Consider the following 26,160-nt stretch of genomic DNA (forward strand, 5'->3'; position numbering starts at 1 on the left):
GAATGATCTCCGCGCCCGCCCCGCCCACATGAGGGTGCTAGCCCAGCAGTTCCACCTCCGCGAGTGTCGCCTCGCTGTCGAGGACCAGGCGGTAGTGCGTGTACGAGCCCGGATGCGCGACCGAGAACACCCGGGTCTGCTTGTCCCAGGTGAAGGACTCGCCGGAGCGCTTGTCGAGGTCGGTCCACGTGGTGCCGTCGGACGAGCCCTGCAGGACCCAGCCGCCCGGCGCCCTGGTGCGGTCCGAGGACGAGGTCAGGGTGTACTGAACTCCCTTGGCCGCGGCGGACGTCGGCAGGTCGACCGAGGTGACCGTGGCGTCCGTCGCCGAGGTGTTGTCGAAGAGCGCGCCGTCACCCTTGAGGACGTCCGCCCGGGGCGTGGGCACCTTGTCGTCCTCGGTGATCGACACGGGCGCCGCGTCCTTGCCCGTGCCCCACGACGACGGCTTGGAGCCCATGTCGAACTCCAGCACGCCACCACGGGAGATGAGCGAGTGGGGGAGTGAAGTCGACGTCCAGCGCTCGCCGTTGAACGTCACGCCCTGCACGTACACGTTCTTCGCGCTGTTCTTCGGCGCCTTGACGACCAGGTCCTTGCCGCTTTCCAGGTGGACGGTCGCCTTGGTGAACAGCGGGGAGCCGATGGCGTATTCGCCGCTGCCCATCACGAGCGGGTAGAAGCCGAGCGAGGAGAAGAGGTACCAGGCGGACTGCTCGCCGTTGTCCTCGTCGCCGTGGTAGCCCTGCCCGATCTCGCTGCCGGTGTAGAGGCGGGAGAGGACCTCGCGGACGTTCTTCTGTGTCTTCCAGGGCTGACCCGCCGCGTCGTACATGTAGTTCACGTGGTGGGCCACCTGGTTGGAGTGCCCGTACATGCCCATCCGTACGTCACGGGCCTCGGTCATCTCATGGATGACCCCGCCGTAGGAGCCCACGAAGTCCGGCGAGGCCGTCTCGGGGGTGGCGAAGAAGGCGTCGAGCTTCTGGGCCAGTCCGCTCCGGCCGCCGTACAGGTTGGCCAGGCCCCGCGAGTCCTGCGGCGCGGTGAAGGCGTACCCCCAGCCGTTCGTCTCGGTGTAGTCGTAGCCCCACACACGCGGGTCGTACTTCGAGGAGTCGAGGCGCCAGTTGCCCTGCGCGTCGCGGCCCTGGAAGAACCCGGCCTTCGAGTCGAAGAGGTTCACATAGTCCTGGGCCCGGTTGAGGAAGTACGCGGACTCCTCCTTGTAGCGCTTCTTGCCGGTCTTCTTGTAGAGGGCCTGGCCCATCTCGGCGATGCCGTAGTCGTTGACGTATCCCTCCATCGCCCAGGACAGGCCCTCGCCGGTGTCGGTGCTGGTGTAGCCGAGGAAGGGGGAGGTCGACATGCCCTTGCGGCCCACGCCGGAGGCCGGCGGGACGACGGTCGCGTTCTTGAGGGCGGCGTCGTACGCCGCCTCCGCGTCGAAGTTCACGCCCTTGACGTACGCGTCCGCGAACGCCACGTCCGAGGAGGTGCCGGTCATCAGGTCCGCGTACCCGGGGGAGGACCAGCGCGAGGTCCATCCTCCGTCCTTGTACTGCTGGACGAATCCGTCGACCATCTCACCGGCCTGAGAGGGCGTCAGGAAGGAGTACGCCGGCCAGGTCGTCCGATAGGTGTCCCAGAAGCCGTTGTTGACGTACACCTTGCCGTCGACGATCTTCGCGCCGGTGTGGGTGGGGGTGTCAGGACCGGGCATCGCGGAGAACGGCGAGGCGTACTGGTACTTCGAACCGACCTTCTCGAAGCCGGAGTTGGGGTACAGGTACAGCCGGTACATGCTGGAGTACAGCGTGGTCAGCTGGTCCGGCGTCGCGCCCTCGACCTCGACCTTGCCGAACAGCTTGTCCCACGTCTTGCGCGCCCGCTCCTTGACCGTCCCGAACGACGTGCCGTCGGGGATCTCCTGGCGCAGGTTGTCCTTCGCCTGGTCGATGCTGATGAGGGAGGTCGCCAGGCGCAGGGTGACCGTGTGGTCGGCGCCGGGCTTGAACTTCAGGTACCCCTTGACGCCGGACGAGCCGCCGTCCGTCACCGGCGCGTCGAACACCCCGTAGACGAAGAGCCGGGTCGCACCTGTCGACAGTCCGGACTTCACGTCCGAGTACCCGGTGACGATCCCGTTGTCCTTGTCCAGCGTGAGGCCCGCCTGCTCGGTCACGTTGTCGAAGAGCACGCTCGCGTCCTCACCCGGATAGGTGAAGCGCAGGGCCGCCGCGTGGTCGGTGGGCGCCATCTCCGCCTTGAGACCGTTCTCGAAGGTCACCCCGTAGTAGTACGGGCGCGCGGTCTCGTTCTCGTGCCGGAAGGCGAGCGCGCGGGCGGTGCGGCCGGTGTCCGGGGTGCCGGAGGCGGCCGAGGGCATCACCTGGAAGGTCTGTCGGTCGCCCATCCAGGGGCTCGGCTCGTGGCTCGCGCTGAACGCCTGGATGGTCGGCAGGTTGTCCGCGTTGTTGGCGCGTGCGTAGTCGTACAGCCAGCTCAGCGAGCCCGCGTTGGTGACCGGCGTCCAGAAGTTGAAGCCGTGGGGGAGAGCCGTCGCCGGGAAGTTGTTGCCGCGCGAGAAGCCGCCGCTGGAGTTGGTGCCGCGGGTCGTCAGCGCGTAGTCGGCCAGATGCGCCTTGGGCTTCTCGGGGGCCACGGTCTTCAGCGCCACGTCGTCCAGCCAGCCGCGGAACTTCGCCGGGCCCTGGGGGGAGTCGTACGCGAGGAGTATCCGGTCGACGGTCTTCCCGGCCGCGACCGAACCGATCCGCGAGGCGACGTTGTTCCACTGGTTGACGTACAGCACCTTGGCCGCGCCCTGTCCCTGCGGCGTCAGCGCGAACCCGTGCTGGTCGACCGCGTTCAGGTCACTCAGATAGGTGCCGTCCGTGAACGCCAGGTCCACCGACACGTTCGTGGCGTCGTAGTCCCGGTCACCGTCCGCCATCGACGGGAAGATCCGGTACGACAGCTCGGTGTCGCGCCCGACGCCCACGTTGACGTCGAAGACCTTGTTGTACGAGTACGCCCGGCCGTCCGCCTTGTGCGTACCGGCGTAGCGCAGGGCCCGCTTGCCCGTGAAGCCCGCGCCGGCCTTGGCGGTGGGGGAGCCGCTCGGGCCCCGGTCCACCAGCGAGAGCATGTCCTTGGGCGTCGGGTCGTCGCTCCGGCCCGTCGAGAACTGGACGTCGGCGAGCTGGAGGATGTCGCCGCCGTTGTTCTTGGTGACGTCGAGCCGGAAGTGCTGATACTCGACGGGGCTCGCGATGTCGTACGACTTCGTCTGGAACCGCTCGCCGAAGGACTCACCGGAACGGGTGTCGAGGCTCTTCCAGTCCTTGCCGTCCGTGGAGCCCTGGAGGGTCCAGTCCTGGGGGTCGCGCTCGTCGTGGTCGTTGGCCGACGTCAGCGCGTACGTGAGCACCTTGACCGGGGCGTCGAAGTCGAACTCCGCCCAGCCGGTCGGCTCGAAGGTCAGCCACTTGGTGCTCGACTCGCCGTCGACGAGGTTCTCCTTCACCTCGCCCGCGCCGGTGTTCTCGCCGCTCGCGCTGACGTCCGTGACGTGGTCGGTGACATTGCCCGGGATGCCGGTGCTGTAGCCGCCGTCGACGCCCGACGCGCGTTTTGCCCCGTCTGCTCCGGTGTCCACCGTGTTGATCCAGGTCGGTGCCGGATCGCCTGATTCGAACGAGGACGCGAACTCGCGATCGGTGGACGCCGTTTGGGCCGGAAGGGCAATCGCGGTGCCCTGCGAGGCCACTACCAGAGAAAGCGCTACCACCCCCATTATCGTTGAGGAACTCCATCTGAGCCGAGCCGAAGAACTCCGTCTGTACCGAGCTCTGTGCTGCATGCGCAAGCACCCTCCCTGGCCCTGGACAACGTTGTCAGATTTGCTGCGCAAGGACCAGTAGGGAGTCAAGTTGTCAGTGTGTCAAGGGTGTTGGGTGTGGTGTCCGGGGTGAATATCGTGCGACGAGCTGCGCATTACTCCCATGGTGGGAGATTGGTGCCCTGTCGATCTTCCTGCGGGGAAGTCGCGGACGCGCCATATTTCCGCGAGGTCTCAACTCGGAAAAGACCCGCGGGTAAACCCGCTTTCGATCTTGCTCCGCTGACGGGAAGTGGACTATACCTGTCGGCACCCGCCCAGCCGATCTCGACGGCCGCGGGCAGGCACGTCCCGGGGGGAATCGGGCGTCGGCGGCCAGTGTGACGGGCAGGGATCGCCGCGTTGACCGACTGAATCCCTCACGCACGACCCCAGCTTGACCTAACCGCGGTGCCGGGGAGGATCCGGTTCACCGCCTGAGTCCTGGAGAAGGCGAGGACTTGAGCATGGGATCCACTTCCGCCGAGAACAGCAACACCGAGGGTGTCGGACGCCGTGACCTGATCAAGCGGTCCGCGGCGCTCGGCCTGATTTCCGTACCGACGATGAGCTTTTTGTCCGCTTGTGCGAGCAGCGACAGCGGTTCCGGTGACAAGGCCAAGGCCGGCAAGAAGACCGCGAAGAACCCGCTGGGCGTCAACGAGACGGCCCCGCTCGCCGTCGTCATCTTCGACGGCGGATTCGGTACGAAGTACGCGACCGACGCCAACGCCCAGTACAAGACGGCGTACCCCAAGGTCAAGATCAACTTCCATGCGACCCAGAAGATCCAGTCCGAACTGCAGCCCAAGTTCAACGGCGGCACCCCGCCGGACCTGATCGACAACTCCGGCGCCCAGCAGATGGACATGGGCGTGCTCGTCGGCAAGAAGCAGCTCACCGACCTGACCCCGCTCCTCGACGCGCCGTCCATCGACGACCCGTCGAAGAAGGTCCGCGACACGCTGCGCCCCGGCATCGTCGAGATGGGCCAGTTCGACGGCGCGCCGGTCTGGATCATGTACTACGCCTACACCGTCTACGGCGTCTGGTACTCGCAGACCGCCCTCGACAAGCTCGACGCGACGTACCCCGAGACCTGGGACGCGATGCTCGCGCTGTGCGAGAAGGCGAAGAAGAAGGGCATGGCCGGCTGGACGTACGCGGGCAAGTACCCGTACTACCTGCCGTTCTCGCTCTACCCCTTCATCGCCAAGATCGGCGGCCGCGAGGTTCTCGACAAGATCGACAACCTGGAGCCCAACGCCTGGAAGGACCCGGCCGTCAAGTCCGCGTTCGAGGCGTACTACGAGCTCTACAAGAAGGGTTACATCCTCCAGGGCACCCCGGGCATCGACCACATCCAGTCGCAGACCGCCTGGGCCAAGGGCAAGGCGCTCTTCATCCCGAACGGTTCCTGGGTGGAGAACGAGTCCGCGAACGTCATCCCGAAGGACTTCAACCTGGCCGTCAGCGGCCCGACCGGCCTGGACAGCTCCGACAAGATGCCGTTCGGCACCATCTGGGCCTCCGGCGGCGAGCCGTTCATCGTGCCGGCCAAGGCGAACAACCCCGAGGGCGGCATGGAGCAGCTGCGCATCATGCTCAGCGAGGCCTCGTCGAAGAACTTCACCAGCCAGGTGAAGTCGCTGACCGCCTACAACGGCGGCACCGACGGCATCACGCTGACGCCGGGCCTCAAGTCCGGTGTCGCGGCCCTGGAGAAGGCCGGGACCAACGTGGTCAACCCGCGGCTCCAGGACTGGTACGTGAAGCTGCAGAAGGAGCAGATCGGTGTCGCCGGTCTCGGCGAGATGATGGCAGGGCGGCTGACCCCGGCCGAGGCCATCAAGAAGATCCAGGGCTACGCGGACGCGGCGGCCAAGGACCAGTCCATCAAGCACTACAAGCACCAGTAGCGGCGCGTGTCCACGCGTCGCCGGCGGCGGCATCCGCGAAACGATCGGGGTCGGTAACCATGCAACACGGCAAGTACCGGTTCATTGTGGGGTTCTTGGTGGCCCCCTTGGCGTTGTACGCGATCTTCGTGATCTGGCCCTTCGTCCAGGCCATCTACTACTCGTTCACGGACTGGACCGGTCTGAGCCCCGACTTCAAGATGGTCGGTTTCGCCAACTACACCAGAATGCTGCACGACGACATCTTCTGGAAGTCGTTGCAGCACAGTCTGGTGTTCGCGTTGCTGCTGCCGCTGGTGACGCTGGGCCTCGCGCTCTTCTTCGCCTTCATGCTCAATGTCGGTGGGCGGCGCCGAAAAGGCGCCGCCATCACCGGAGTGCGCGGTTCGGGATTCTACAAAATCGCCTATTTCTTCCCGCAGGTGCTGTCGATCGCGATCGTCTCCCTGCTTTTCCAATTCGCCTACAACCCCAACGACGGCGTCATCAACGGGACGTTGAAGGCCATCGGCCTCGGCAGTGTCCAGCCGGACTGGCTGGGCGACCCGAACCTCGCCCTGTGGTGTGTGATGGCGGTGCTGCTGTGGAGCACGGTCGGGTTCTTCGTCGTGCTGTTCTCGGCGGGAATGGCGTCGATTCCGAAGGACTTCTACGAGGCCGCACTGCTCGACGGCGCGAGCCGCGCCACCACCTTCTTCAAGATCACCCTTCCGCTGCTCTGGGACACCGTGCAGTCGGGCTGGGTGTACATGGGGATCCTGGCGCTCGGCGCCGAGGCGTTCGCCGCCGTGCAGATCATGACCGTGGGCCCTGGCGGCCCCGACTACTCGACCACGGTCCTTCCGCTGTACGTGTACCAATCGGCGTTCCGGGACGCGAACGCCGCCTACGCCACCACGATCGGTGTCGCGCTCCTCGTCGTCACGCTGCTGTTCGCGGCGATCGTGATGCGACTGGGCCGGCGCGAGCGGTTGGAGTTCTAGCATGAAGACCACTGACATCCCGCCGCCCGCGGAACCGGTCGAGGACCGTCCTCAGGTGGCGAAGGAGAAGGCGCCGCCGCAGAAGGCGAAGAGCAGCGAGGGCGGCATTCTCAACGCCTTCTCGCACGGCATTCTCATCATCTGGGCGATCATGGTCGTGCTGCCCCTGCTGTGGGCGGTGATGACGTCTTTCAAGGACGACGACTCCATTTTCAGCTCGCCCTGGTCGCTGCCGGACAAACTGCACTTCGACAACTGGTCGCGCGCGTGGTCGCAGGCGCACATGAGCGACTACTTCGGCAACACGCTCATCGTCGTGGGATTCTCGCTGGTCGGTACGCTCGTGCTCGGCTCGATGGCGGCGTACGTCCTCGCCCGATTCGAGTTCCCGGGCAACCGTTTCATTTACTTCCTCTTCGTCGGAGGAATGAGTTTCCCGATCATGCTGGCCCTGGTGCCGTTGTTCTACGTCCTGAACAACATGAGTCTGCTGAACACGCTGCCGGGTCTGATCCTCGTCTACATCGCCTACTCGCTGCCGTTCACGGTCTTCTTCCTGACCTCGTTCTTCAGGACACTGCCGACCTCGATCGCCGAGGCGGCGTTCGTCGACGGCGCCTCGCACACCAGGACCTTCTTCCAGATCATGCTGCCGATGGCCAAGCCGGGTCTCGTCAGCGTCGGGATCTTCAACTTCCTGGGCCAGTGGAACCAGTACATGCTCCCGACGGTGCTGAACACCGATCCCGACAAGAAGGTCCTCTCCCAGGGCCTCGTCGAGCTGGCGACCAGCCAGGGCTACAAGGGTGACTGGTCGGGCCTCTTCGCGGGCCTGGTGATGGCCATGCTCCCCGTGCTGGCCGCGTACATCATCTTCCAGCGACAGGTGGTACAGGGACTGACGGCGGGGGCTCTCAAGTAGGCCGAGCGCGGTAACGGCCAAAGCCGTCGAACGTAATCCCCTCCGAATCCGCGGAGGGGATTACACGTACTCGGTCCCGCACACTCGGCTCCACATATTCGGTTCCGCCTGCTCGGTTCCGCGTGCTCGGTCCCGCCTATTCGGTCCCGCCTATTCGGTCCCGAATTTCCCCGATCTCCCCGCAAACGGCTCCACCCGCAGGGAAAGGTTCCGCGGGAGCCACGCCCGGCGGGGCGGCGGCGTGGTCTTGATCTTGCAGGCCGGGGGCGGTGACAACTTGTAATCAGTCGGGGTGTGACCTGGGCCATAGAAGGATCTACGCCACAGTCTGTCCCGCACACGTGTGCTCATCCGCGCCGGATGCAGCTCAACCTCTTGACGGGAGGTAACCCAAACAGCTCAGCTTAGAGTTCACTAGTTGGACATAGGCGGGGCCTCATCGTGGCGGCCTCGTACGCGGGAGGTCGTCGTGGAGACTCCGGGGTCGCAGTCGTCGCTGCACCGAGCCAATCTGGAGCGCGTCGTACGTGCGGTGCGCCTTGCCGGTTCGCTCACGCAAGCGGAGATCGCGAGGACGACGGGCCTCTCCGCCGCGACCGTTTCCAATATCGTCCGGGAGCTCAAGGACGGCGGAACGGTCGAGGTCACCCCCACTTCGGCGGGTGGCCGCAGGGCCCGCAGCGTGTCCCTGAGCGGTGACGCCGGCATCGTGATCGGCGTCGACTTCGGCCATACGCATCTGCGCGTCGCGGTCGGGAACCTCGCCCACCAGGTGCTGGCCGAGGAGTCCGAGCCGCTGGACGTGGACGCGAGCGCCGCACAGGGCTTCGACCGGGCGGAAGAGCTGGTCAGCCGCCTGATCGCGGCGACCGGGGTGGACCGCTCCAAGATCGCGGGCGTGGGGCTCGGCGTGCCCGGTCCCATCGACGTGGAGTCGGGGACCCTGGGGTCCACCGCGATCCTGCCGGGCTGGACCGGCGCGAAGCCCGCCGAGGAGCTGCGGGGGCGGCTCGGCGTGCCCGTGTACGTGGACAACGACGCCAACCTGGGCGCGCTCGGTGAGCTGGTCTGGGGCAGCGGGCGCGGGGTCAAGGACCTGGCGTACATCAAGGTCGCGAGCGGTGTCGGCGCCGGGCTGGTGATCGACGGCAAGATCTACCGCGGGCCCGGCGGCACGGCAGGTGAAATCGGACACATCACCCTTGATGAATCCGGTCCTGTCTGTCGCTGTGGCAATCGGGGCTGCCTGGAGACCTTCGCGGCGGCGCGCTATGTGCTGCCGCTTCTGCAGTCCAGTCACGGCACGGACCTGACCATGGAAGGCGTCGTCAGGCTGGCCCGCGAGGGCGATCCGGGCTGTCGTCGGGTGATCGCCGACGTCGGCCGTCACATCGGAAGCGGGGTTGCGAATCTCTGCAACCTCCTCAACCCGAGTCGGGTGGTCCTCGGCGGCGACCTCGCCGAGGCCGGTGAGCTCGTTCTCGGACCCATCAGGGAGTCGGTCGGCCGGTACGCGATCCCCAGTGCCGCACGTCAACTCTCGGTGCTGCCAGGGGCACTTGGCGGCCGTGCGGAGGTGCTCGGGGCCCTTGCTCTCGCGCTCAGCGAGATGGGCGATTCGACCCTTTTGGACGGATCGCTGTCTGCAGTCACCCCTGCCTTCACTTAGAGAACGCATGGCACCGTTGCCATCTCGTTAAGTATTTACTTCTTGACGTCGCACGCGTGGCCGAGTTGACTTCCAGCCACCTCGGCCGCAACGACGCGGCCTCGTCAGGGAGGTTTCAAGAGTGAACACGCGTATGCGTCGTGCCGCGTTTGCCGTTGCCGCTGGTGCGATGGCCGTTTCGCTGGCTGCTTGTGGCAGTGCCAAGGAGTCCGGTGGCAGCAAGAGCGACAGCTCCGGCTCCGCCAAGAAGGGCGACGCGATCAAGGTCGGCCTGCTCCTTCCCGAGAACCAGACCGCGCGTTACGAGAAGTTCGACAAGCCGCTGATCGAGAAGAAGGTCAAGGAGCTTACGAACGGCAAGGGCACGGTTCAGTACGCCAACGCCAAGCAGGACGCCACCACGCAGGCCCAGCAGGTCGAGACGATGATCACCGACAAGGTGGACGTCCTCATCGTCGACGCTGTGGACTCCGCGGCCATCAAGAACTCGGTCCAGAAGGCCAAGGACGCCGGCATCCCCGTCGTCGCCTACGACCGTCTCGCGCAGGGTCCGATCAGCGGTTACACGTCGTTCGACAACACGACCGTCGGTAAGACCCAGGGCCAGGCGCTCCTCACCGCGCTCGGCTCCAAGGCCAAGTCCGGCAAGATCGTGATGATGAACGGGTCGTCCACCGACCCGAACGCCGCCCAGTTCAAGGCCGGTGCCCACTCCGTCCTCGACGGCAAGGTGAACATCGGCAAGGAGTACGACACCAAGGACTGGAAGCCGGAGAACGCCAACGCCAACATGGAGGGCGCCATCTCCGCCCTCGGCAAGAAGAACGTCATCGGCGTCTACTCGGCCAACGACGGCATGGCCGGCGGTATCATCACTGCCCTGAAGGCCGCGGGCATCTCCGTCCCGGTCACCGGTCAGGACGCCGAGCTCGCGGGTGTGCAGCGCATCATCGCCGGTGAGCAGTTCATGAGCGTCTACAAGCCGTACGCCCCCGAGGCCGACGCCGCCGCCGAGATGGCTGTCTCGCTCGCCCAGGGCAAGTCGCTCGACACCGTCGCCAAGGACAAGGTCGACAGCCCGACCGACAAGGCGATCCCCTCGGTCATCGTCGCGGTCGTCTCGCTGACCAAGGCCAACATCAACGACACCGTCATCAAGGACGGCGTCTACACCGTGAGCGACATCTGCACGAGCGCCTACAAGGCCAAGTGCGACGCGCTCGGCATCAAGTAGTCCGAGCAACTGAAGTAGCCGCCGCAAGTCTCTATCCACGTACGGGAATTCGTTCTTGAATTTCCGTACGGGACTTGCGTCATCGAAGCCCCTCCGGCGCCCCGCATCCATCAGCCCCGCAAAGCTAGGGCGGGGCGCCGGACGGAACACCCCCCTCCACAAACTTCTGCACAACCTCCCGCCGGGTCAGGCGGCGAAGGAGATGGTTAACGTGTCCGCTACGCCTGTCCTGGCGTTGCGCGGGGTCTCCAAGCGATTCGGTGCCGTCCAGGCGCTCACCGATGTAGAGCTTGAGGTCCACGCCGGCGAAGTGGTCGCCCTGGTGGGCGACAACGGCGCCGGAAAGTCCACGCTGGTGAAGACGATCGCCGGCGTGCACCCCATCGATGAGGGCGCCATCGAGTGGGACGGCAAGACCGTCCACATCAACAAGCCGCAAGACGCCCAGGGCCTCGGTATCGCGACCGTGTACCAGGACCTGGCGCTGTGCGACAACATCGACGTCGTCGGCAACCTCTACCTGGGCCGGGAGCTGAAGAAGCGCGGCATCCTGGACGAGGTCGAGATGGAGCGCCGCTCCCGCGAGCTGCTGGACACGCTGTCCATCCGTATCCCCAGCGTCCGCATCCCGATCGCCTCGCTCTCCGGCGGTCAGCGCCAGACCGTGGCGATCGCCCGTTCGATGCTCGGCGAGCCCAAGCTCGTCATCCTCGACGAGCCCACCGCGGCCCTCGGTGTCGAGCAGACCGCCCAGGTGCTCGACCTCGTCGAGCGGCTGCGCGAGCGCGGTCACGCTGTCATCCTCATCAGCCACAACATGGCGGATGTGAAGGCCGTGGCCGACAAGGTCGCCGTCCTGCGCCTCGGGCGCAACAACGGCATCTTCGAGGTCAAGTCGACCTCGCAGGAAGAGATCATCTCCGCCATCACGGGCGCCACGGAGAACGCCGTGACCCGTCGTGCGGCGCGCAGCAATGGGGAGGCTCAGAAGTGAGCATCGACAAGACCTCTGAGACCCCCGAGGACCACGTCGTGGAGAACCCCGAGGCGGCCGCCGCGGCGGTCACCGCGGTCGACCCCCGGCTCCTCGTGCGCGAGCAGGGCTTCGCCGGCTACGCCTCCGAGTTCAAGCGCAAGATGAAGGCCGGTGACCTGGGTTCCATCCCGGTCGTCCTCGGCCTGGTCATCATCTGGATCATCTTCCAGAGCCTGAACTCCAACTTCCTCACCGCGGGCAACCTGTCCGACATCTCCGTCGCCATGGTCGGCACGGGCATGATCGCCGTCGGTATCGTCTTCGTACTGCTGCTCGGTGAGATCGACCTGTCGGTCGGCTCGGTCTCCGGTGTCGCCGGCGCCGCGTTCGCGGTGCTGAACGTCACGCACGGCATGAACGAGTATCTGGCCTTCGTGCTGGCCATCCTCACCGGCACGGTCGCGGGCGCGCTCCACGGCTTCGTGTTCGCGCGCATCGGTGTGCCGGCCTTCGCCGTCACCCTGGCGGGTCTGCTGTTCTGGAACGGCTTCATGCTCCAGATCCTGGGCAGCAACGGCACCATCAACCTGGACAGCAACGGCCTCGTCGCCAAGCTGACCAGCTACTACTTCACCGATGTCGCCGCCGCCTACGCGCTCGCCATCGGCGTCACCGCCGTGTTCTTCCTCAGCTCCTTCTACGGCAACAAGCGCCGCGAGGCCGCGGGTGTGCCGTCCCGGCCGCTGAGCGAGACCATCCTGCGCACCGCGCTGCTGGCGATCGTCGCCTTCGCCGTGGCGATCACCTACAACCAGTACAAGGGCCTTCCGCTGGCCGTGGTGATCTTCATCGCGGTGCTGCTGATCACGGACTTCGTGCTGCGCCGGACCGCGTACGGCCGGAAGATCTTCGCGCTCGGTGGCAGCGTCGAGGCCTCCCGGCGTGCCGGTATCAACGTGGAGATGGTCCGGATCTCGGTCTTCGCGATCTCCGGTACGTTCGCCGCCATCGGCGGTCTGTTCATCGCCTCGAAGATCGCCTCCGCCAACCAGGGCGCGGGCGCCGGTGACCTCCTGATGAACGCGATCGCCGCGGCGGTTATCGGTGGCACCAGCCTCTTCGGTGGTCGCGGTCGCACGTGGAACGCGCTGCTGGGTGTACTGGTGATCGTGTCCATCCAGTACGGTCTGGCGCTGCAGGGCATCGCGTCGCCGATCCAGTACATGATCACCGGTGGTGTGCTTCTCGCCACGGTCGTCATCGACGCCGTCACCCGCAAGACGCAGAAGACGGCGGGGCGCGCGTAGCGGTTTGCAGGGAAGTTGCGGGCCGGCTGTGGCTGGTCGCGCAGTTCCCCGCGCCCCTGAGGGGCGCGCTGCACGCAGCCCCCTTTGACCTGTGCCCGGCGCCAATGGCGGTGCCGGGCACAGTCATGTCCTGGCGGAACATTAGACTCGACAGGCCCGGCAAAGCTCGAACAGCTCTACTGCAAGGAGGCACGGGTGCCGCTGCTGACCCGCATCACGGGACCGCGCGATCTGGACCGGCTCAGCCTGGAGCAGCTGGACCAGCTGGCCGGCGAGATCAGGACCTTTCTCGTCGACGCGGTCTCCAAGACAGGCGGCCACCTCGGCCCCAATCTCGGTGTCGTGGAGCTCACCATCGCCCTGCACCGCGTCTTCGAGTCGCCGAAGGACAGGGTGCTGTGGGACACCGGTCACCAGTCCTACGTCCACAAACTGCTCACGGGCCGTCAGGACTTCTCGAAGCTGAAGATGAAGGGCGGCCTGTCCGGCTACCCCTCGCAGGCCGAGTCCGAGCACGACGTGATCGAGAACTCACACGCCTCCACGGTCCTCGGCTGGGCCGACGGTCTGGCGAAGGCCAACGAGGTGCTGGACAGGAACGACCACGTGGTCGCCGTCATCGGTGACGGCGCTCTCACCGGCGGCATGGCCTGGGAGGCGCTCAACAACATCGCGGACGCCAAGGACCGCCACCTGGTCATCGTCGTCAACGACAACGAGCGTTCGTACGCCCCCACGATCGGCGGCCTCGCGAACCACCTGGCGACCCTGCGCACCACGGACGGCTACGAGCGCTTCCTCGCCCGTGGGAAAGACCTCCTGGAGCGCACGCCGGTTGTCGGCAGGCCGCTCTACGAGACCCTGCACGGCGCCAAGAAGGGCCTCAAGGACTTCATCGCCCCGCAGGGCATGTTCGAGGACCTGGGCCTGAAGTACGTCGGCCCGATCGACGGTCACGACATCGAGGCCCTGGAGTCGGCGCTGGCCCGCGCCAAGCGCTTCGGCGGCCCGGTCATCGTGCACTGCCTCACCGAGAAGGGCCGCGGCTACCAGCCCGCCCTGCAGGACGAGGCGGACCGCTTCCACGCCGTCGGCAAGATCCACCCCGACACGGGCCTGCCGATCGCCTCGTCCGGCGCCGACTGGACCTCCGTCTTCGGCGAGGAGATGGTCAAGCTCGGCCAGGAACGCAAGGACGTGGTCGCCATCACGGCCGCGATGCTCCAGCCGGTCGGCCTCGACAAGTTCGCCAAGGCCTTCCCCAAACGGGTGTACGACGTGGGTATCGCGGAGCAGCACGGCGCCGTGTCGGCGGCGGGCCTGGCGACCGGCGGACTGCACCCCGTCTTCGCCGTCTACGCGACTTTCCTCAACCGTGCCTTCGACCAGGTCCTGATGGACGTGGCCCTGCACAAGTGCGGCGTGACGTTCGTGCTGGACCGCGCGGGCGTCACCGGTACCGACGGCGCCTCGCACAACGGCATGTGGGACATGTCGATCCTTCAGGTCGTGCCGGGCCTCAGGCTCGCCGCGCCGCGTGACGCCGACCAGGTCCGCGCCCAGCTGCGCGAGGCCGTCGACGTGACCGACGCGCCGACCGTGGTCCGCTTCTCCAAGGGCGCGGTGGGTCCGGCGGTGCCCGCGGTGGGCCGGATCGGCGGCATGGACGTGCTGCGTGAGCCGGGCACCGACGCGCCCGATGTGCTCCTCGTCTCCGTCGGCGCCCTCGCGCCGATGTGCCTGGAGATCGCCGGCCTCCTCGACCAGCAGGGCATCTCCACGACCGTCGTCGACCCGCGCTGGGTCAAGCCGGTCGACGAGGCCATGGCCCCGCTCGCCGAGCAGCACCGCGTGGTCGTCACCGTCGAGGACAACTCCCGGGTCGGCGGCGTCGGCTCGACGATCGCGCAGGCGCTGCGCGACGCGGGCGTCGACGTCCCGCTGCGCGACTTCGGCATCCCGCCGCGCTTCCTCGACCACGCCTCGCGCGCCGAGGTCATGGCGGAGATCGGCCTGACCGCACCGGACATCGCCCGTCAGGTCACCGGTCTCGTCTCCAAGCTCGACGGCCGCTTCCCGGGGGCCGCCGAGCAGGCGGTGGACTCGGTGGAGCCCGCCCGCGACTGACGTACCACGGTCGAACACAGGTCCATTGGGCCGGTTTCGCCACCCCGCACGGGTGGCGAAACCGGCCCATTTGTGTGAATTCGACCGTACCCGGGCATGGGCGGTGCACGCCCCCTCGATCATGTCGAGGACACCAAGCGTGGAGGTAGGCCCGTGAGCAGCACCCTCTTCAGGACGAAGAAGGTCGAACAGTCGATCTTGGACACTGAGGAGCCGGAGCACGCACTCAAGAAATCGCTGTCGGCTCTGGATCTCACCGTCTTCGGCGTCGGTGTCATCATCGGCACCGGCATCTTCGTCCTCACCGGCAAGGTCGCCAAGGAGAACGCGGGACCCGCGGTCTCGCTGGCGTTCGTCGTCGCGGGTGTCGTCTGTGCCCTGGCGGCGCTGTGCTACGCGGAGTTCGCCTCCACGGTCCCGGTGGCGGGGTCCGCGTACACCTTCGCGTACGCCTCGCTCGGTGAGCTGCCCGCCTGGATCATCGGCTGGGACCTGGTGCTGGAGTTCGCGCTCGGTACGGCGGTGGTGGCCGTCGGCTGGTCGGGGTACGTGCGCTCGCTCCTGGACAACGCGGGCTGGCATCTGCCGGGCTATCTCAGTGGGCGTGAGGGGTCCTCCGGGTTCGGCTTCGACATCCTCGCCGCCGCGCTGGTGCTGGTGCTCACCGCCATCCTGGTCGTCGGCGTGAAGCTCTCCGCCCGCGTCACCACGGTCGTCGTCGCCATCAAGGTCACCGTCGTGATGATCGTGATCATCGCGGGTGCCTTCTTCATCGCGGGCGACAACTACACGCCCTTCATCCCCAAGGCGCAGGCCCAGGCGGCGGGCAGCAGTCTCACGGCCCCGCTCGTCCAGCTCATCTTCGGCTACACACCCACCAACTTCGGCGTGATGGGCATCTTCACCGCCGCCTCCGTCGTCTTCTTCGCCTTCATCGGCTTCGACGTGGTGGCGACGGCCGCCGAGGAGACCAAGAACCCGCAGCGGGACATGCCGCGCGGCATCCTGGGCTCGCTCTTCATCTGCACCGCGCTCTACGTGGCCGTGTCGATCGTCGTCACGGGCATGCAGAGGTACGACCGGCTGTCCATCGACGCCCCGCTCGCCGACGCCTTCAAGGCGACCGGACACCCCTGGTACGCGGGCGTCATCAGCTTCGGCGCCGCCGTCGGTCTGACCACGGTCTGCATGATCCTGCTGCTCGGCCAGACCCGGGTCTTCTTCGCGATGAGCCGCGACGGACTGCTGCCGCGGTTCTTCTCCCGGGTCCACCCGAGGTTCCGCACCCCGCACCGGCCGACCATCCTGCTCGGCGTGATCATCGCGATCCTGGCGGGCTTCACCAGCCTCAGCGAACTGGCCGAACTGGTCAACATCGGTACGCTCTTCGCCTTCGTCGTCGTCGCGATCGGCGTCGTCATCCTCCGCCACACCCGCCCCGACCTGCACCGCTCCTTCCGCACCCCGCTGGTCCCGCTCGTCCCGATCGTCTCCGTCCTCGCCTCGCTGTGGCTGATGCTCAACCTGCCCGCCGAGACCTGGCTGCGGTTCGCGATCTGGATGGTGATCGGCTTCGTCGTCTACTTCCTGTACGGCCGCTCGCACAGCCGTCTCGGGCACGAGAAGACGACCGAGGCCGCGGTGCGCCCGCCGCGCCCCAACACCCAGTGATCGGCCCCTATTGATGCTCCGGCCCCGTATGTCCCGCATCGGTGGAGACCGCGGGGCCGGATAGCGTGCACCATATGCTCGCCGGGCTCCTGGAAACACCACGCTCCGTAGCCGCGTCACGGATGTCGGGCCCCGGCTACTGGAGACGGCTGCTGCCCGTCCTCGGGGTGCTCGTCTGCCTCACCCGGGCCCCCTCCTTCGTACGGCCGCTGTGGAACCCCGACGAGGGCTATCTCGCCGTACAGGCGCGGATACTGGCGGGCGGGGGAGAGCTGTACGAGACCGTCGTGGACCGCAAGCCGCCACTCGTGCCGTGGCTGTACGAGGCGGCGTTCGCGGTGTTCGGCTCCGGTTCGCTGACGTCGGTGCGGGTCCTCGCGATCGTGGCCCAGCTGTCGACCGCCGTGCTGCTGGCCTCGCTGGCCCGGCGCCGCTGGGGGGATCCGGCAGGGCGCACGGCCGGGGTGCTGTACGTGCTGGTCTCGATCGGGCTCAACCCCGAGGACGCACAGGCGGCGACCTTCGAGGTCTTCATACTGCCCTGCACGACGGCCGCGATGTGGTGCGCCGACCGGCGCCGCTGGGGCGCCGCGGGGGTGGCCGTGGCCTGCTCCTTCCTCACCAAGCAGACCGGCGGGGTGGTGCTCGTGCCGGTGCTCTGGATGCTGTGGCGACAGGAGACAGCCCGAAGAGGCCTGCTGTGGTTGGGAGTTGGCGTGGTCGCCCCGGTCCTTGGCGCGGCGCTGCTCACCTCCCCGGCGGGTTTCCTGTTCTGGACGGTCACCGGTTCGGGCTCGTACGTCTCCTTCACGGGCTCCGAACTCCACGTCCTGTCACGGGGGTTGACCAACACGGGGATCCTCGCGGCGGCCTGCGCGGGCCTGATCCCGCCGATCCTGCGGGCGCTGCGCGTGGCCCGCACCGGCGCGGCCGAACTCTGGCTGTGGCTCGGTTCGTCGGCGGTGGCGGTCCTGGTCGGCTTCCACTTCTTCGGCCACTACTACCTGCAACTCATCCCGTCCGTGGCCCTGTTGGCGACGGCCGCGCTCCAGGTCCTGCCCCGCGACCGCCTGATGACCGCCGTCCTCGCCTCGGCCTGCTGCTGCGCGCTGTTCCTGGCCTGGGGCCTGCTCGCGCCACGCCCCGAACTCGGCCACGCCCAGCGCCTCGCCGCCGCCCTGGACCACCGTACGGATCCCGGGGACCGCGTCCTCGTCTGGGGCATACACCCGGAGACGTACTGGCTGGCGAACCGGACCCCCGCCAGCCGCTATCTGACAGCCGGGCTCCTCACCAACTACAGCGGGGGCCGCGACGGTCCCCAGGTCGGCGAGAAGTACGCCGTCGAGGGCGCCTGGCCGGTGTTCCGCGCGGAGCTGACAGCCCACCCACCGGCCCTCGTCGTCGACGACTCCCGGGGCAAGCCGTACACCCCCGACCGGGTCCGCTCGCTGCGCCGGCTGCTGGCCGAGGGCTACGAGGAGGCGGGCACGGTGGACGGGGCGGTGCTGTACGCCCGCACGGGGCCGCCGGACTGATCCCGGGGCCGCGCCGCACACCCGGGCTCGCCCCACCCGCTCGCCCCGGACTTGCCCACCCGCTCACCCGCCGACCCGCCCCGGCCCACCGGGCGCGCGCCCGCTCAGGACGGCCCCCGTACCGTCCGCGGGCCCGCCACCTCCGCGCCCGACTCGGTCACCCTGCGCCGCAGTTCACGGTCCGCCGTGATGACCAGGACGGGGCGGTCACCGGCCTCGGTCACCACCTCCACGATGCGATCGTCGCCGCTGCCGGGTGCCTCGACGACCCGTACACCGGGGACGGACTCCACACCCTTGGCCGCGCCCTCCACCACGAGGACCAGCTCCACCGGACCCTCGTGCCCGGGCAGTCCGTCCAGGGCGAGCCGGTCCCGCAGCCGCTCCGCGGCACCCCGGCGGTCGCGCCACCAGCCGTCGGGGACGGAGCCGACGACGTTGGCGGCGTCGATGATCACGAGCAGTGGCTGGTCGGTCATCCGACCAGCGTCGCATGAACGGCCGTTTGGACATCCGTTTGAACGGCCGTCACGCGAGTTTCAGGAGACGTCCATTCTGTGATGGGGCTCGCGGCTCCCCTGCCGCCTCCGCGTGCGGGCACGCGGGAGGCCGAGCGGCCGCAACGGGGTCCAGCGCACCGTCCCGAGCGACGCGCTCGGCATCGAGGTCGGACTCGACCGGCTCTCCGGCTACCGGGATTCATTCACCACCGGGCTGAAACCCGATGCACTGCGGCGGGTTCCTGTTCGGCGGAGCCGGAGGTCCCGTGTTCACCACCCGTGGCGCGGAGCGCCGTGATGGGCCGGTCCTGGCGGAGCCGGGTGATGCTCACACCGGCCGGTTCTGTTGCTCGATGTACTCCTTGACCACGGAGAGTGGGGCGCCGCCGACGGTTCCTGCGAAGTAGGAACCGGACCAGAGCTTGTTGGCCACAGCCCGAAGTCGCCCGCCGTGCACATGAAGGCGGGCCTGCGCGACACCCGGGCGCTCATCGACGCCCGCGCCCGACTCATGGCCCGCCCGACGACCCGCTCCGTCGGCTGGAACCTCCCCTACGCCCAGCCCAACGGCCGGCTGATGCTGCGTACCGTGCTGCGACAGGAGCACGCCGAGTGCACCTCGGTCGAGGTGACCGACACCGGCATCACCCTCGGCGGCGCGCTCACCGCGCTGTTGGCCCACGTCCGCCCCACCGTCGTACGGACCATGGACCTCGACCCCGACCCCGACCCCGAACACGACGGCGGCAAGGAGGAGTACGTCTGCTCCGACCACGTCGACCACACCGCCACCACGCACTTCGCGCTCGCCGCCCTCACCCGGCACCGGGAGGCGGGCCACACCCCGGTCGTCGAGCACTACCGTGCCTACGCCAACCGCTTCTGGGGCTACAACCTCGACTCGGCGGCGGTCACGGAGAAGGCCGAGTACCTCGCCACCTACGCGGGCCTCGACGCACCCCAGGCCTGCCCCCACGGCACCTGCGAGCGGTGCGGGGACCGTCAGTTGGGGCCGAACCCGTTCCGCAGCACGCACATGAGAAGCGCCGCCTACCGCTACTCGCCCACGACCGACTGGCTGCGCCTGGGCCCCGACGGCCGGCTGAACGCCTTCGGGGTGCTCGCCGGACGGCTCGCCTTCTGGACGGAGACCGCCCCCGCGAGCGGCGAGCGGAAGGGCCCCTTCGTCCTCGGCGACGGCTGGCTCGCCCCCACCCTCGCCGTCACCGGAGTACCCGGCGGCCCCGCCGAGCTCGTCGGCCTGCGCCGCCAGTCGGTGGTCGGCAGCGGGGTCACCGTCGACGTCGTCCACACCGTCCAGGACCCCGACGGCAACGGCTTCAGCGGCTGGCGGACCCTGGAGAACCCGGACTGGTCCCACGGCGACGGCCGCCGCCAGCGCGAGGTGGGAGTGCCGTCGGCCGCCGTCGACGGCATGGGCCGACTCCATGTGTTCGTGCGCGACTTCGCCCAGGGCATCAGCCTGCGCCGCCGCGACACCACGGGCGCCTGGGCCCCCTGGGAGGACCTCGGCGGCTCCTTCCCCCAGGACGCGGGTACGGCCCTCACCACCGAGAACGGCACGGTGGAGCTGTACGTCCCCGGCAAGAACACCGTATGGCGCTGGTACCAGCCCGAACCGGGCGGCCCTTTCACCCTCGACGACACCCTCAAGACCGGGCGCCCCGCGACCGGCGGCATCACCGCCGTCGACTCGGGCGGCGGCCGCACCTGCCTGTGCTACCGGGAGGCCGGCACCCAGCAGGTCATGGCCTACCGCCAACACGCCGACGGCCGGTGGCCCGGATCCGGCGCCGGGCTTGGCGGCCACGTCGGTACGGGCGCCGTGGCCGCGCTGTGGGCACCCGAACGCGGCGCCCGGGAGGCGTTTCTGGCCCACCGGGGCAGCCGCGGCCGCCCCGTCGTGTCGCTGCCCGACCGCGACAAGGACATCTCCGGCACCCACTGGCGCGAGTCGGGCGACATGTTCACCCACGCCCTCGCGATGGCCCGCGACGCCGCGGGCGCGGTCGTCCTGGCGGTCATCGGCACCGACGGACGTCTGCACGTCAGGCGCCAGCTGTCACCGGCCGCGGGCAGCCCCCTGGGCCCCTGGCGATGACGGCCGGGCCCCCGGATTAAAGTGAACCGGTGAACGGCGAATGGCTCAGACGCGGTCGCGACGGCAGGCTCAGTGTGTACCTGGTGTCGGGCACCGCCGTGCACTGCCGGGCGGAGCGCGGACCCGGCGGCCCCTGGGACCCACCGCGCACCATCGGCGGCGAGCAGCGACTGCACCCCGTCCTGGCCGTCGGCCAGGGCGCCGACGGCTACGCCCATCTCGTCTCCTGGCGCCCCACCGTGCCCGGCGAGTCCGGTCTCGTCCACACCACGCACTTCCGGCCGCGGCTCGCCGCGCTCGACTGGCACTCGATCGGGCACCCCAACAAGACGGGTGACCGCACCGGTACGCCGGCCGTCGCGGTCGACGCGCAGGGGCGCGCCCACGTCTTCGTGCGCAACAAGGGTGGCGGGGTCAGCATGGTCGCCCAGAAGGAGAAGGGCGGCTGGGATCCGTGGCGCGACCTCAAGGGCAGTGACGTACGGGAGGATCTGGCGGCCGTGACGGGGGAGTCCGGGCTCGTCGAGCTGTACGCGGCCGTGCCCGACGGGGTCGCCCACTGGCGCCAGGAGGAGCCGGGCAAGCAGCCGGTGCTCCAGGAGTCACTGGAGACACCGGTACGCCCCGGCACCCTCCGCGCCCTGGCCACGTCCCCCTCCGCCACCACCCTCTTCTTCACCGACGAGGCGGGTGATGTGTGCGCGTGGCGCCCGGGCACCAAGCCTGTCGCTGTGCTCGCCTCGGCGGGCCCCGGTCCCGTCTCGGCGATCCGCTGCGAACTCGACGGCTACGACTGCACGTTGCTCGCCCAGCGTTCGGCGAGTGGTCGGATCGTCTTCGCCGCGTATCTCACCGAGCAGGAGTCGACGGGGGCGTGGTGGACCGAGTCGGGTCCTGGGCTGCCCGTCGGGGCCGAGGTGTCATTGGCGGAGGACGAGGAAGGGCGTGTGGTCGCGGCGACGCTCGCCCCCGGCAGCGAGGAGATCCTCCTCACCCGGCGCAAGGATGAACCGGGCTTGGCGTTGGAGGCGTGGCGCCCGGTGTAACAGCCGTTTCCCGCCCCCGCCGCCCCTACCCGTCCCATCCCTGGGGGCTCCGCCCCCAGCCCCCCGGCCGGCTCCTTCGCCTGCGGCCCGGCGGGGGCCGTTCGCGCAGTTCCCCGCGCCCCTAAAGCAGCGGGGCTTCGCCCCGGCCCCCGGGCGGCTCCTTGGCCTGCGGGCCGGTGGGGGCTGTTCGCGCAGTTCCCCGCGCCCCTAAAGCAGCGGGGCTTCGCCCCGGCCCCCGGGCGGCTCCTTGGCCTGCGGGCCGGTGGGGGCTCGTCGCGCAGTTCCCCGCGCCCCTGAAAGCAGCGGGGCGTCCAGCGTTCGAGGACCGCGGCTCACCCACGCCGACCCGCCCTCCCAGCCCGTCCGGCGTTTGAGGACGAGGATGGAGGTCGATGTCCCACCCGCCCTGGCCAGGCCGCGTCTTCAGCCCGTCCGGCGTTTGAGGACGAGGCCGTTCAGGCCGATGCGGGGGTCCAGGGGGCGCAGCGCCCCTGGCGGGGGTGAGGGGGCGGAGCCCCTGGGGGATGGGACGGGTAGGGGCGGCGGGGGCGAGGAAACGGCGGGTGCCCTGTACGCCGCGTTGGCATACAGGGCACCCGGGAGACAGAGCGGAGCGGTTACGCGGGGACGGAAGCCACCCCGACCTCCAGGAACCGCTTGCCGGTCACCCGCTCGGAGACTCCCTCACGGTCCAGGTACGGAGTGATACCGCCCAGGTGGAAGGGCCAGCCGGCACCGGTGATCAGGCAGAGGTCGATGTCCTGGGCCTCGGCGACGACACCCTCGTCGAGCATCAGACCGATCTCCTGGGCGACCGCGTCCAGGACACGGGCGCGCACCTGCTCCTCGGAGAGGACGACATCGCCCTGCTTCAGGAGCGCGGCGACCTCGGCGTCCAGCTCCGGCTTCCCGGAGTCGTACACGTAGAAGCCGCGCTTGCCCGCCTTGACGACGGCCGCGAGGTTCGGGGAGACCGTGAAGCGGTCCGGGAAGGCCCGGTTGAGGGTCTCCGAGACGTGCAGACCGATCGCGGGGCCGACCAGTTCGAGCAGGACCAGCGGAGACATCGGCAGACCCAGCGGCTCCACCGCCTTCTCCGCGACCTCGACCGGCGTGCCCTCGTCGATGACGTTCTGGATCTCGCCCATGAAGCGGGTGAGGATGCGGTTGACGACGAACGCCGGGGCGTCCTTCACCAGCACCGCGGTCTTCTTCAGCTTCTTGGCGACGGCGAACGCCGTGGCGAGCGAGGCGTCGTCCGTCTGCTCGCCGCGCACGATCTCGAGGAGCGGCAGGATCGCGACCGGGTTGAAGAAGTGGAAGCCCACGACCCGCTCGGGGTTCTTCAGCTTCGACGCCATCTCCGTCACCGACAGCGAGGACGTGTTCGTCGCGAGGATCGCGTGCGCCGGGGCGACCGCCTCGACCTCCGCGAACACCTGCTGCTTGACGCCGATCTCCTCGAAGACGGCCTCGATGATGAAGTCGGCGTCGGAGAAGCCCTCGGCCTTGTCCAGGACACCGGTGACCAGGGCCTTGAGGCGGTTGGCCTTGTCCTGGTTGATGCGGGACTTCGCCAGCAGCTTGTCGATCTCGGCGTGGACGTAGCCCACACCCTTGTCGACGCGCTCCTGGTCGATGTCCGTCAGTACGACGGGCACTTCGAGGCGGCGCAGGAAGAGAAGGGCGAGCTGCGAGGCCATCAGGCCCGCGCCCACGACGCCCACCTTGGTGACCGGACGGGCCAGGTTCTTGTCCGGGGCGCCCGCGGGGCGCTTGCCGCGCTTCTGGACCAGGTTGAAGGCGTAGATGCCGGCACGCAGTTCGCCGCCCATGATCAGGTCGGCGAGGGCGATGTCCTCGGCGTCGTAGCCCTTCTGGAGGTCGCCGTCCTTGGCCGCCTCGATGATGTCGAGGGCGCGGTACGCGGCCGGAGCCGCCCCGTGCACCTTGCTGTCGGCGATGAACCGGCCCTTGGCGACGGCCTGGTCCCAGGCCTCGCCGCGGTCGATCTCGGGACGCTCGACCGCGATGTCGCCCTTGAGGACGGACGCGGTCCAGATCAGCGACTGCTCCAGGAAGTCGGCGCCTTCGAAGAGGGCGTCGGCGATGCCGAGGTCGAAGACCTGCTTGCCCTTGAGCTGCTTGTTCTGGTTGAGCGAGTTCTCGATGATGACCGAGACGGCCTTGTCGGCGCCGATCAGGTTCGGGAGCAGCGTGCAGCCGCCCCAGCCCGGGACCAGACCGAGGAAGACCTCGGGGAGGGAGAAGGCCGCGATGGCCTTCGACACCGTGCGGTACTGGCAGTGCAGACCGACCTCGACGCCGCCGCCCATCGCCGCGCCGTTGTAGTACGCGAAGGTCGGGACCGCGATGCCCGCGAGGCGCTTGAAGACCTCGTGGCCGCCCTTGCCGATGGCGAGCGCGTCGTCGTGCTTCTTCAGCAGCTCGACGCCCTTGAGGTCGGCGCCGACCGCGAAGATGAACGGCTTGCCGGTGACGCCGACACCGACGATCTCGCCGGCCGCGGCCTCCGCCTCGACCTGGTCGATGGCGGTGTTGAGGTTCGCCAGCGACGCCGGGCCGAAGGTGGTCGGCTTGGTGTGGTCGAAGCCGTTGTCCAGCGTGATGAGCGCGAAGCGCCCGGCGCCGAACGGCAGGTCGAGGTGGCGTACGTGCGCGGACGTCACGACCTCGTCGGGGAACAGCTCGGCCGCACCCTTCAGGAGTTCAGCGGTGCTCACTTCTTGCCTCCGGCGTCCTTGTGGTGCGGGTTCTCCCAGATCACCGTGGCGCCCATGCCGAAGCCGACGCACATGGTGGTGAGGCCGTAACGGACCTCCGGCTGCTCCTCGAACTGGCGGGCCAGCTGCGTCATCAGACGGACGCCGGAGGAGGCGAGCGGGTGGCCGTACGCGATGGCGCCGCCGTACTGGTTGACGCGGGCGTCGTCGTCGGCGATGCCGTAGTGCTCAAGGAAGGCGAGCACCTGGACGGCGAAGGCCTCGTTGATCTCGAAGAGGTTGATGTCCTCGATCGACAGCCCGGCCTGGGCGAGGGCCTTCTCGGTGGCCGGGATCGGGCCGTAGCCCATGACCTCCGGCTCGACGCCCGCGAAGGCGTACGAGACCAGGCGCATCTTGACCGGCAGGCCGTTCTCGCGGGCGAAGTCCTCGGAGGCGAGGATCGACGCGGTCGCACCGTCGTTCAGACCGGCGGCGTTGCCGGCGGTGACACGGCCGTGGACGCGGAACGGGGTCTTCAGGCCGGACAGGTTCTCCAGCGTGGTGCCCGGACGCATCGGCTCGTCGGCGGTGACCAGGCCCCAGCCGGTCTCACCGGCCTCCGCGTTGGTGTTGCGCACCGAGATCGGCACCAGGTCCTGCTGGATCTTGCCGTTGGCGTACGCCTTGGCGGCCTTCTCCTGCGAGCGCACGGCGTACTCGTCGGCGCGCTGCTTGGTGATCGTGGGGTAGCGGTCGTGCAGGTTCTCGGCGGTCATGCCCATGAACAGGGCGGACTCGTCGACCAGCTTCTCGCTGACGAACCGCGGGTTCGGGTCCACGCCCTCGCCCATCGGGTGGCGGCCCATGTGCTCGACACCACCGGCGATGACGGCGTCGTACGCACCGAAGGCGATGGAGCCCGCGGTGGTGGTGACGGCGGTCAGCGCGCCCGCGCACATGCGGTCGATGGAGTAGCCGGGGACCGACTGGGGGAGACCGGCGAGGATGCCCGCCGTGCGGCCCAGCGTCAGACCCTGGTCGCCGATCTGCGTGGTCGCGGCGATGGCGACCTCGTCGATCTTCTTCGGGTCGAGGCCCGGGTTGCGGCGCAGCAGCTCCCGGATGGCCTTCACGACGAGGTCGTCGGCGCGGGTCTCGTGGTAGATGCCCTTCGGGCCCGCCTTGCCGAACGGGGTGCGGACGCCGTCGACGAAGACGACGTCCCTGACGGTACGAGGCACGATGGCTCTCCTCCAGATGCGGGATGGCACTGCTGCGCGACACACACGCCCTGAGCGCGCGCTCACCGCTCATGCTACTTGCGGGTAACCACCCTGCCCACCCCCGACGACGGGAGCGGCGAACGTCACACCGGCACGAGGCTGTGCAGGAGCCCCCGTCAGGGGCGCGGGGCCGTGACATATACGGCTCCGCCGCGTCGGCGCGCCAAGATGCTGTCCCCGGATCTTGGCGTGATCTCGACGTCGCTCTTTCGCTTCAAGGGCCCCGAAAGGGGCGCGGGGAACCGCGCGAGCAA

The 26,160-nt window shown here is 68.6% G+C and carries 16 protein-coding genes and 1 pseudogene; 12 read left to right on the top strand and 5 right to left on the bottom strand.

Going from position 1 to position 26,160, the window contains the following annotated elements; translation table 11 throughout:
- Positions 1-37 precede the first annotated feature (37 nt).
- Complete coding sequence (locus ACFZDJ_RS46780) at positions 38-3,865, bottom strand: GH92 family glycosyl hydrolase (protein ID WP_391068571.1); 3,828 nt, start codon at positions 3,863-3,865, stop codon at positions 38-40.
- Positions 3,866-4,350: 485 nt separating this feature from the next.
- Between ACFZDJ_RS46780 and ngcE the strand changes: the two genes are divergently transcribed.
- The 10 genes from ngcE (at position 4,351) to ACFZDJ_RS46830 (ending at position 18,229) form a co-directional block, all read left to right on the top strand.
- Positions 4,351-5,802: an N-acetylglucosamine/diacetylchitobiose ABC transporter substrate-binding protein gene (ngcE, locus tag ACFZDJ_RS46785; protein ID WP_384917843.1), complete on the top strand. Its 1,452-nt coding sequence runs from the start codon at positions 4,351-4,353 to the stop codon at positions 5,800-5,802.
- Positions 5,803-5,861: 59 nt separating this feature from the next.
- The gene (locus ACFZDJ_RS46790; protein WP_385374068.1) at positions 5,862-6,785 is read left to right on the top strand and encodes a carbohydrate ABC transporter permease; all 924 of its coding nucleotides are present in this window, start codon (positions 5,862-5,864) and stop codon (positions 6,783-6,785) included.
- A gap of 1 nt (position 6,786) precedes the next feature.
- Positions 6,787-7,707 carry a carbohydrate ABC transporter permease gene (locus ACFZDJ_RS46795; RefSeq protein WP_384917846.1) on the top strand — a complete coding sequence of 307 codons (921 nt, stop codon included), beginning with the start codon at positions 6,787-6,789 and terminating at the stop codon, positions 7,705-7,707.
- A 469-nt stretch (positions 7,708-8,176) separates the two neighbouring features.
- Positions 8,177-9,376, top strand: a complete 1,200-nt coding sequence (locus ACFZDJ_RS46800; protein WP_390938368.1) for an ROK family protein — start codon at positions 8,177-8,179, stop codon at positions 9,374-9,376.
- A gap of 133 nt (positions 9,377-9,509) precedes the next feature.
- Positions 9,510-10,610 carry a substrate-binding domain-containing protein gene (locus ACFZDJ_RS46805; RefSeq protein WP_390938416.1) on the top strand — a complete coding sequence of 367 codons (1,101 nt, stop codon included), beginning with the start codon at positions 9,510-9,512 and terminating at the stop codon, positions 10,608-10,610.
- A gap of 202 nt (positions 10,611-10,812) precedes the next feature.
- On the top strand, positions 10,813-11,604 hold the full coding sequence (locus tag ACFZDJ_RS46810) for an ATP-binding cassette domain-containing protein (RefSeq protein ID WP_168512090.1): 792 nt from the start codon (positions 10,813-10,815) through the stop codon (positions 11,602-11,604).
- Complete coding sequence (locus ACFZDJ_RS46815) at positions 11,601-12,893, top strand: sugar ABC transporter permease (protein ID WP_168512092.1); 1,293 nt, start codon at positions 11,601-11,603, stop codon at positions 12,891-12,893. The genes ACFZDJ_RS46810 and ACFZDJ_RS46815 overlap by 4 nt, the downstream gene beginning before the upstream one ends.
- Before the next feature lie 195 nt (positions 12,894-13,088).
- Positions 13,089-15,020, top strand: a complete 1,932-nt coding sequence (gene dxs, locus ACFZDJ_RS46820; RefSeq protein WP_384917853.1) for a 1-deoxy-D-xylulose-5-phosphate synthase — start codon at positions 13,089-13,091, stop codon at positions 15,018-15,020.
- Positions 15,021-15,173: 153 nt separating this feature from the next.
- Positions 15,174-16,691 (top strand): amino acid permease, encoded by a 1,518-nt coding sequence (locus ACFZDJ_RS46825; RefSeq protein WP_391068574.1) that lies wholly within the window; start codon positions 15,174-15,176, stop codon positions 16,689-16,691.
- Between the two features lie 74 nt (positions 16,692-16,765).
- Positions 16,766-18,229 (top strand): glycosyltransferase family 39 protein, encoded by a 1,464-nt coding sequence (locus tag ACFZDJ_RS46830; RefSeq protein ID WP_391068577.1) that lies wholly within the window; start codon positions 16,766-16,768, stop codon positions 18,227-18,229.
- Between the two features lie 104 nt (positions 18,230-18,333).
- On the opposite strand, the gene ACFZDJ_RS46835 is transcribed toward ACFZDJ_RS46830, so the two are convergent.
- Both ACFZDJ_RS46835 and ACFZDJ_RS46840 read right to left on the bottom strand, forming a co-directional pair.
- Positions 18,334-18,708 (bottom strand): NYN domain-containing protein, encoded by a 375-nt coding sequence (locus ACFZDJ_RS46835; RefSeq protein WP_168512098.1) that lies wholly within the window; start codon positions 18,706-18,708, stop codon positions 18,334-18,336.
- A gap of 349 nt (positions 18,709-19,057) precedes the next feature.
- Positions 19,058-19,153, bottom strand: a pseudogene (locus ACFZDJ_RS46840) (transposase); the annotation flags it as partial.
- A 33-nt stretch (positions 19,154-19,186) separates the two neighbouring features.
- Between ACFZDJ_RS46840 and ACFZDJ_RS46845 the strand changes: the two are divergent.
- Both ACFZDJ_RS46845 and ACFZDJ_RS46850 read left to right on the top strand, forming a co-directional pair.
- Entirely contained in the window at positions 19,187-20,851 is a 1,665-nt protein-coding gene (locus tag ACFZDJ_RS46845; protein WP_391068747.1) for a hypothetical protein, read from the top strand.
- A gap of 29 nt (positions 20,852-20,880) precedes the next feature.
- Complete coding sequence (locus ACFZDJ_RS46850) at positions 20,881-21,897, top strand: hypothetical protein (protein ID WP_391068580.1); 1,017 nt, start codon at positions 20,881-20,883, stop codon at positions 21,895-21,897.
- Between the two features lie 617 nt (positions 21,898-22,514).
- Here the strand turns inward: ACFZDJ_RS46850 and ACFZDJ_RS46855 are convergent.
- Together ACFZDJ_RS46855 and ACFZDJ_RS46860 are read right to left on the bottom strand one after the other, a co-directional pair.
- Positions 22,515-24,641, bottom strand: coding sequence for a 3-hydroxyacyl-CoA dehydrogenase NAD-binding domain-containing protein (locus tag ACFZDJ_RS46855; protein ID WP_391068583.1), 2,127 nt, complete (start codon positions 24,639-24,641; stop codon positions 22,515-22,517).
- Positions 24,638-25,864, bottom strand: coding sequence for an acetyl-CoA C-acyltransferase (locus tag ACFZDJ_RS46860; protein WP_391068586.1), 1,227 nt, complete (start codon positions 25,862-25,864; stop codon positions 24,638-24,640). Before ACFZDJ_RS46860 ends, ACFZDJ_RS46855 begins: the two co-directional genes overlap by 4 nt.
- Positions 25,865-26,160: the final 296 nt, after the last annotated feature.

It is taken from the genome of Streptomyces sp. NPDC007896 (assembly GCF_042959425.1).
Taxonomy (GTDB): Bacteria; Actinomycetota; Actinomycetes; order Streptomycetales; family Streptomycetaceae; genus Streptomyces.

Excerpts from the sequence above, each read along its gene's own strand:
- ACFZDJ_RS46810 (WP_168512090.1), top strand. The coding sequence starts at position 10,813 with ATGGTTAACGTGTCCGCTACGCCTGTCCTGGCGTTGCGCGGGGTCTCC.
- ACFZDJ_RS46780 (WP_391068571.1), bottom strand. The coding sequence starts at position 3,865 with ATGCAGCACAGAGCTCGGTACAGACGGAGTTCTTCGGCTCGGCTCAGA.
- ACFZDJ_RS46790 (WP_385374068.1), top strand. The coding sequence starts at position 5,862 with ATGCAACACGGCAAGTACCGGTTCATTGTGGGGTTCTTGGTGGCCCCC.
- ACFZDJ_RS46805 (WP_390938416.1), top strand. The coding sequence starts at position 9,510 with ATGCGTCGTGCCGCGTTTGCCGTTGCCGCTGGTGCGATGGCCGTTTCG.
- ACFZDJ_RS46845 (WP_391068747.1), top strand. The coding sequence starts at position 19,187 with ATGAAGGCGGGCCTGCGCGACACCCGGGCGCTCATCGACGCCCGCGCC.
- ACFZDJ_RS46795 (WP_384917846.1), top strand. The coding sequence starts at position 6,787 with ATGAAGACCACTGACATCCCGCCGCCCGCGGAACCGGTCGAGGACCGT.
- ACFZDJ_RS46830 (WP_391068577.1), top strand. The coding sequence starts at position 16,766 with ATGCTCGCCGGGCTCCTGGAAACACCACGCTCCGTAGCCGCGTCACGG.
- ACFZDJ_RS46835 (WP_168512098.1), bottom strand. The coding sequence starts at position 18,708 with ATGACCGACCAGCCACTGCTCGTGATCATCGACGCCGCCAACGTCGTC.
- ngcE (WP_384917843.1), top strand. The coding sequence starts at position 4,351 with ATGGGATCCACTTCCGCCGAGAACAGCAACACCGAGGGTGTCGGACGC.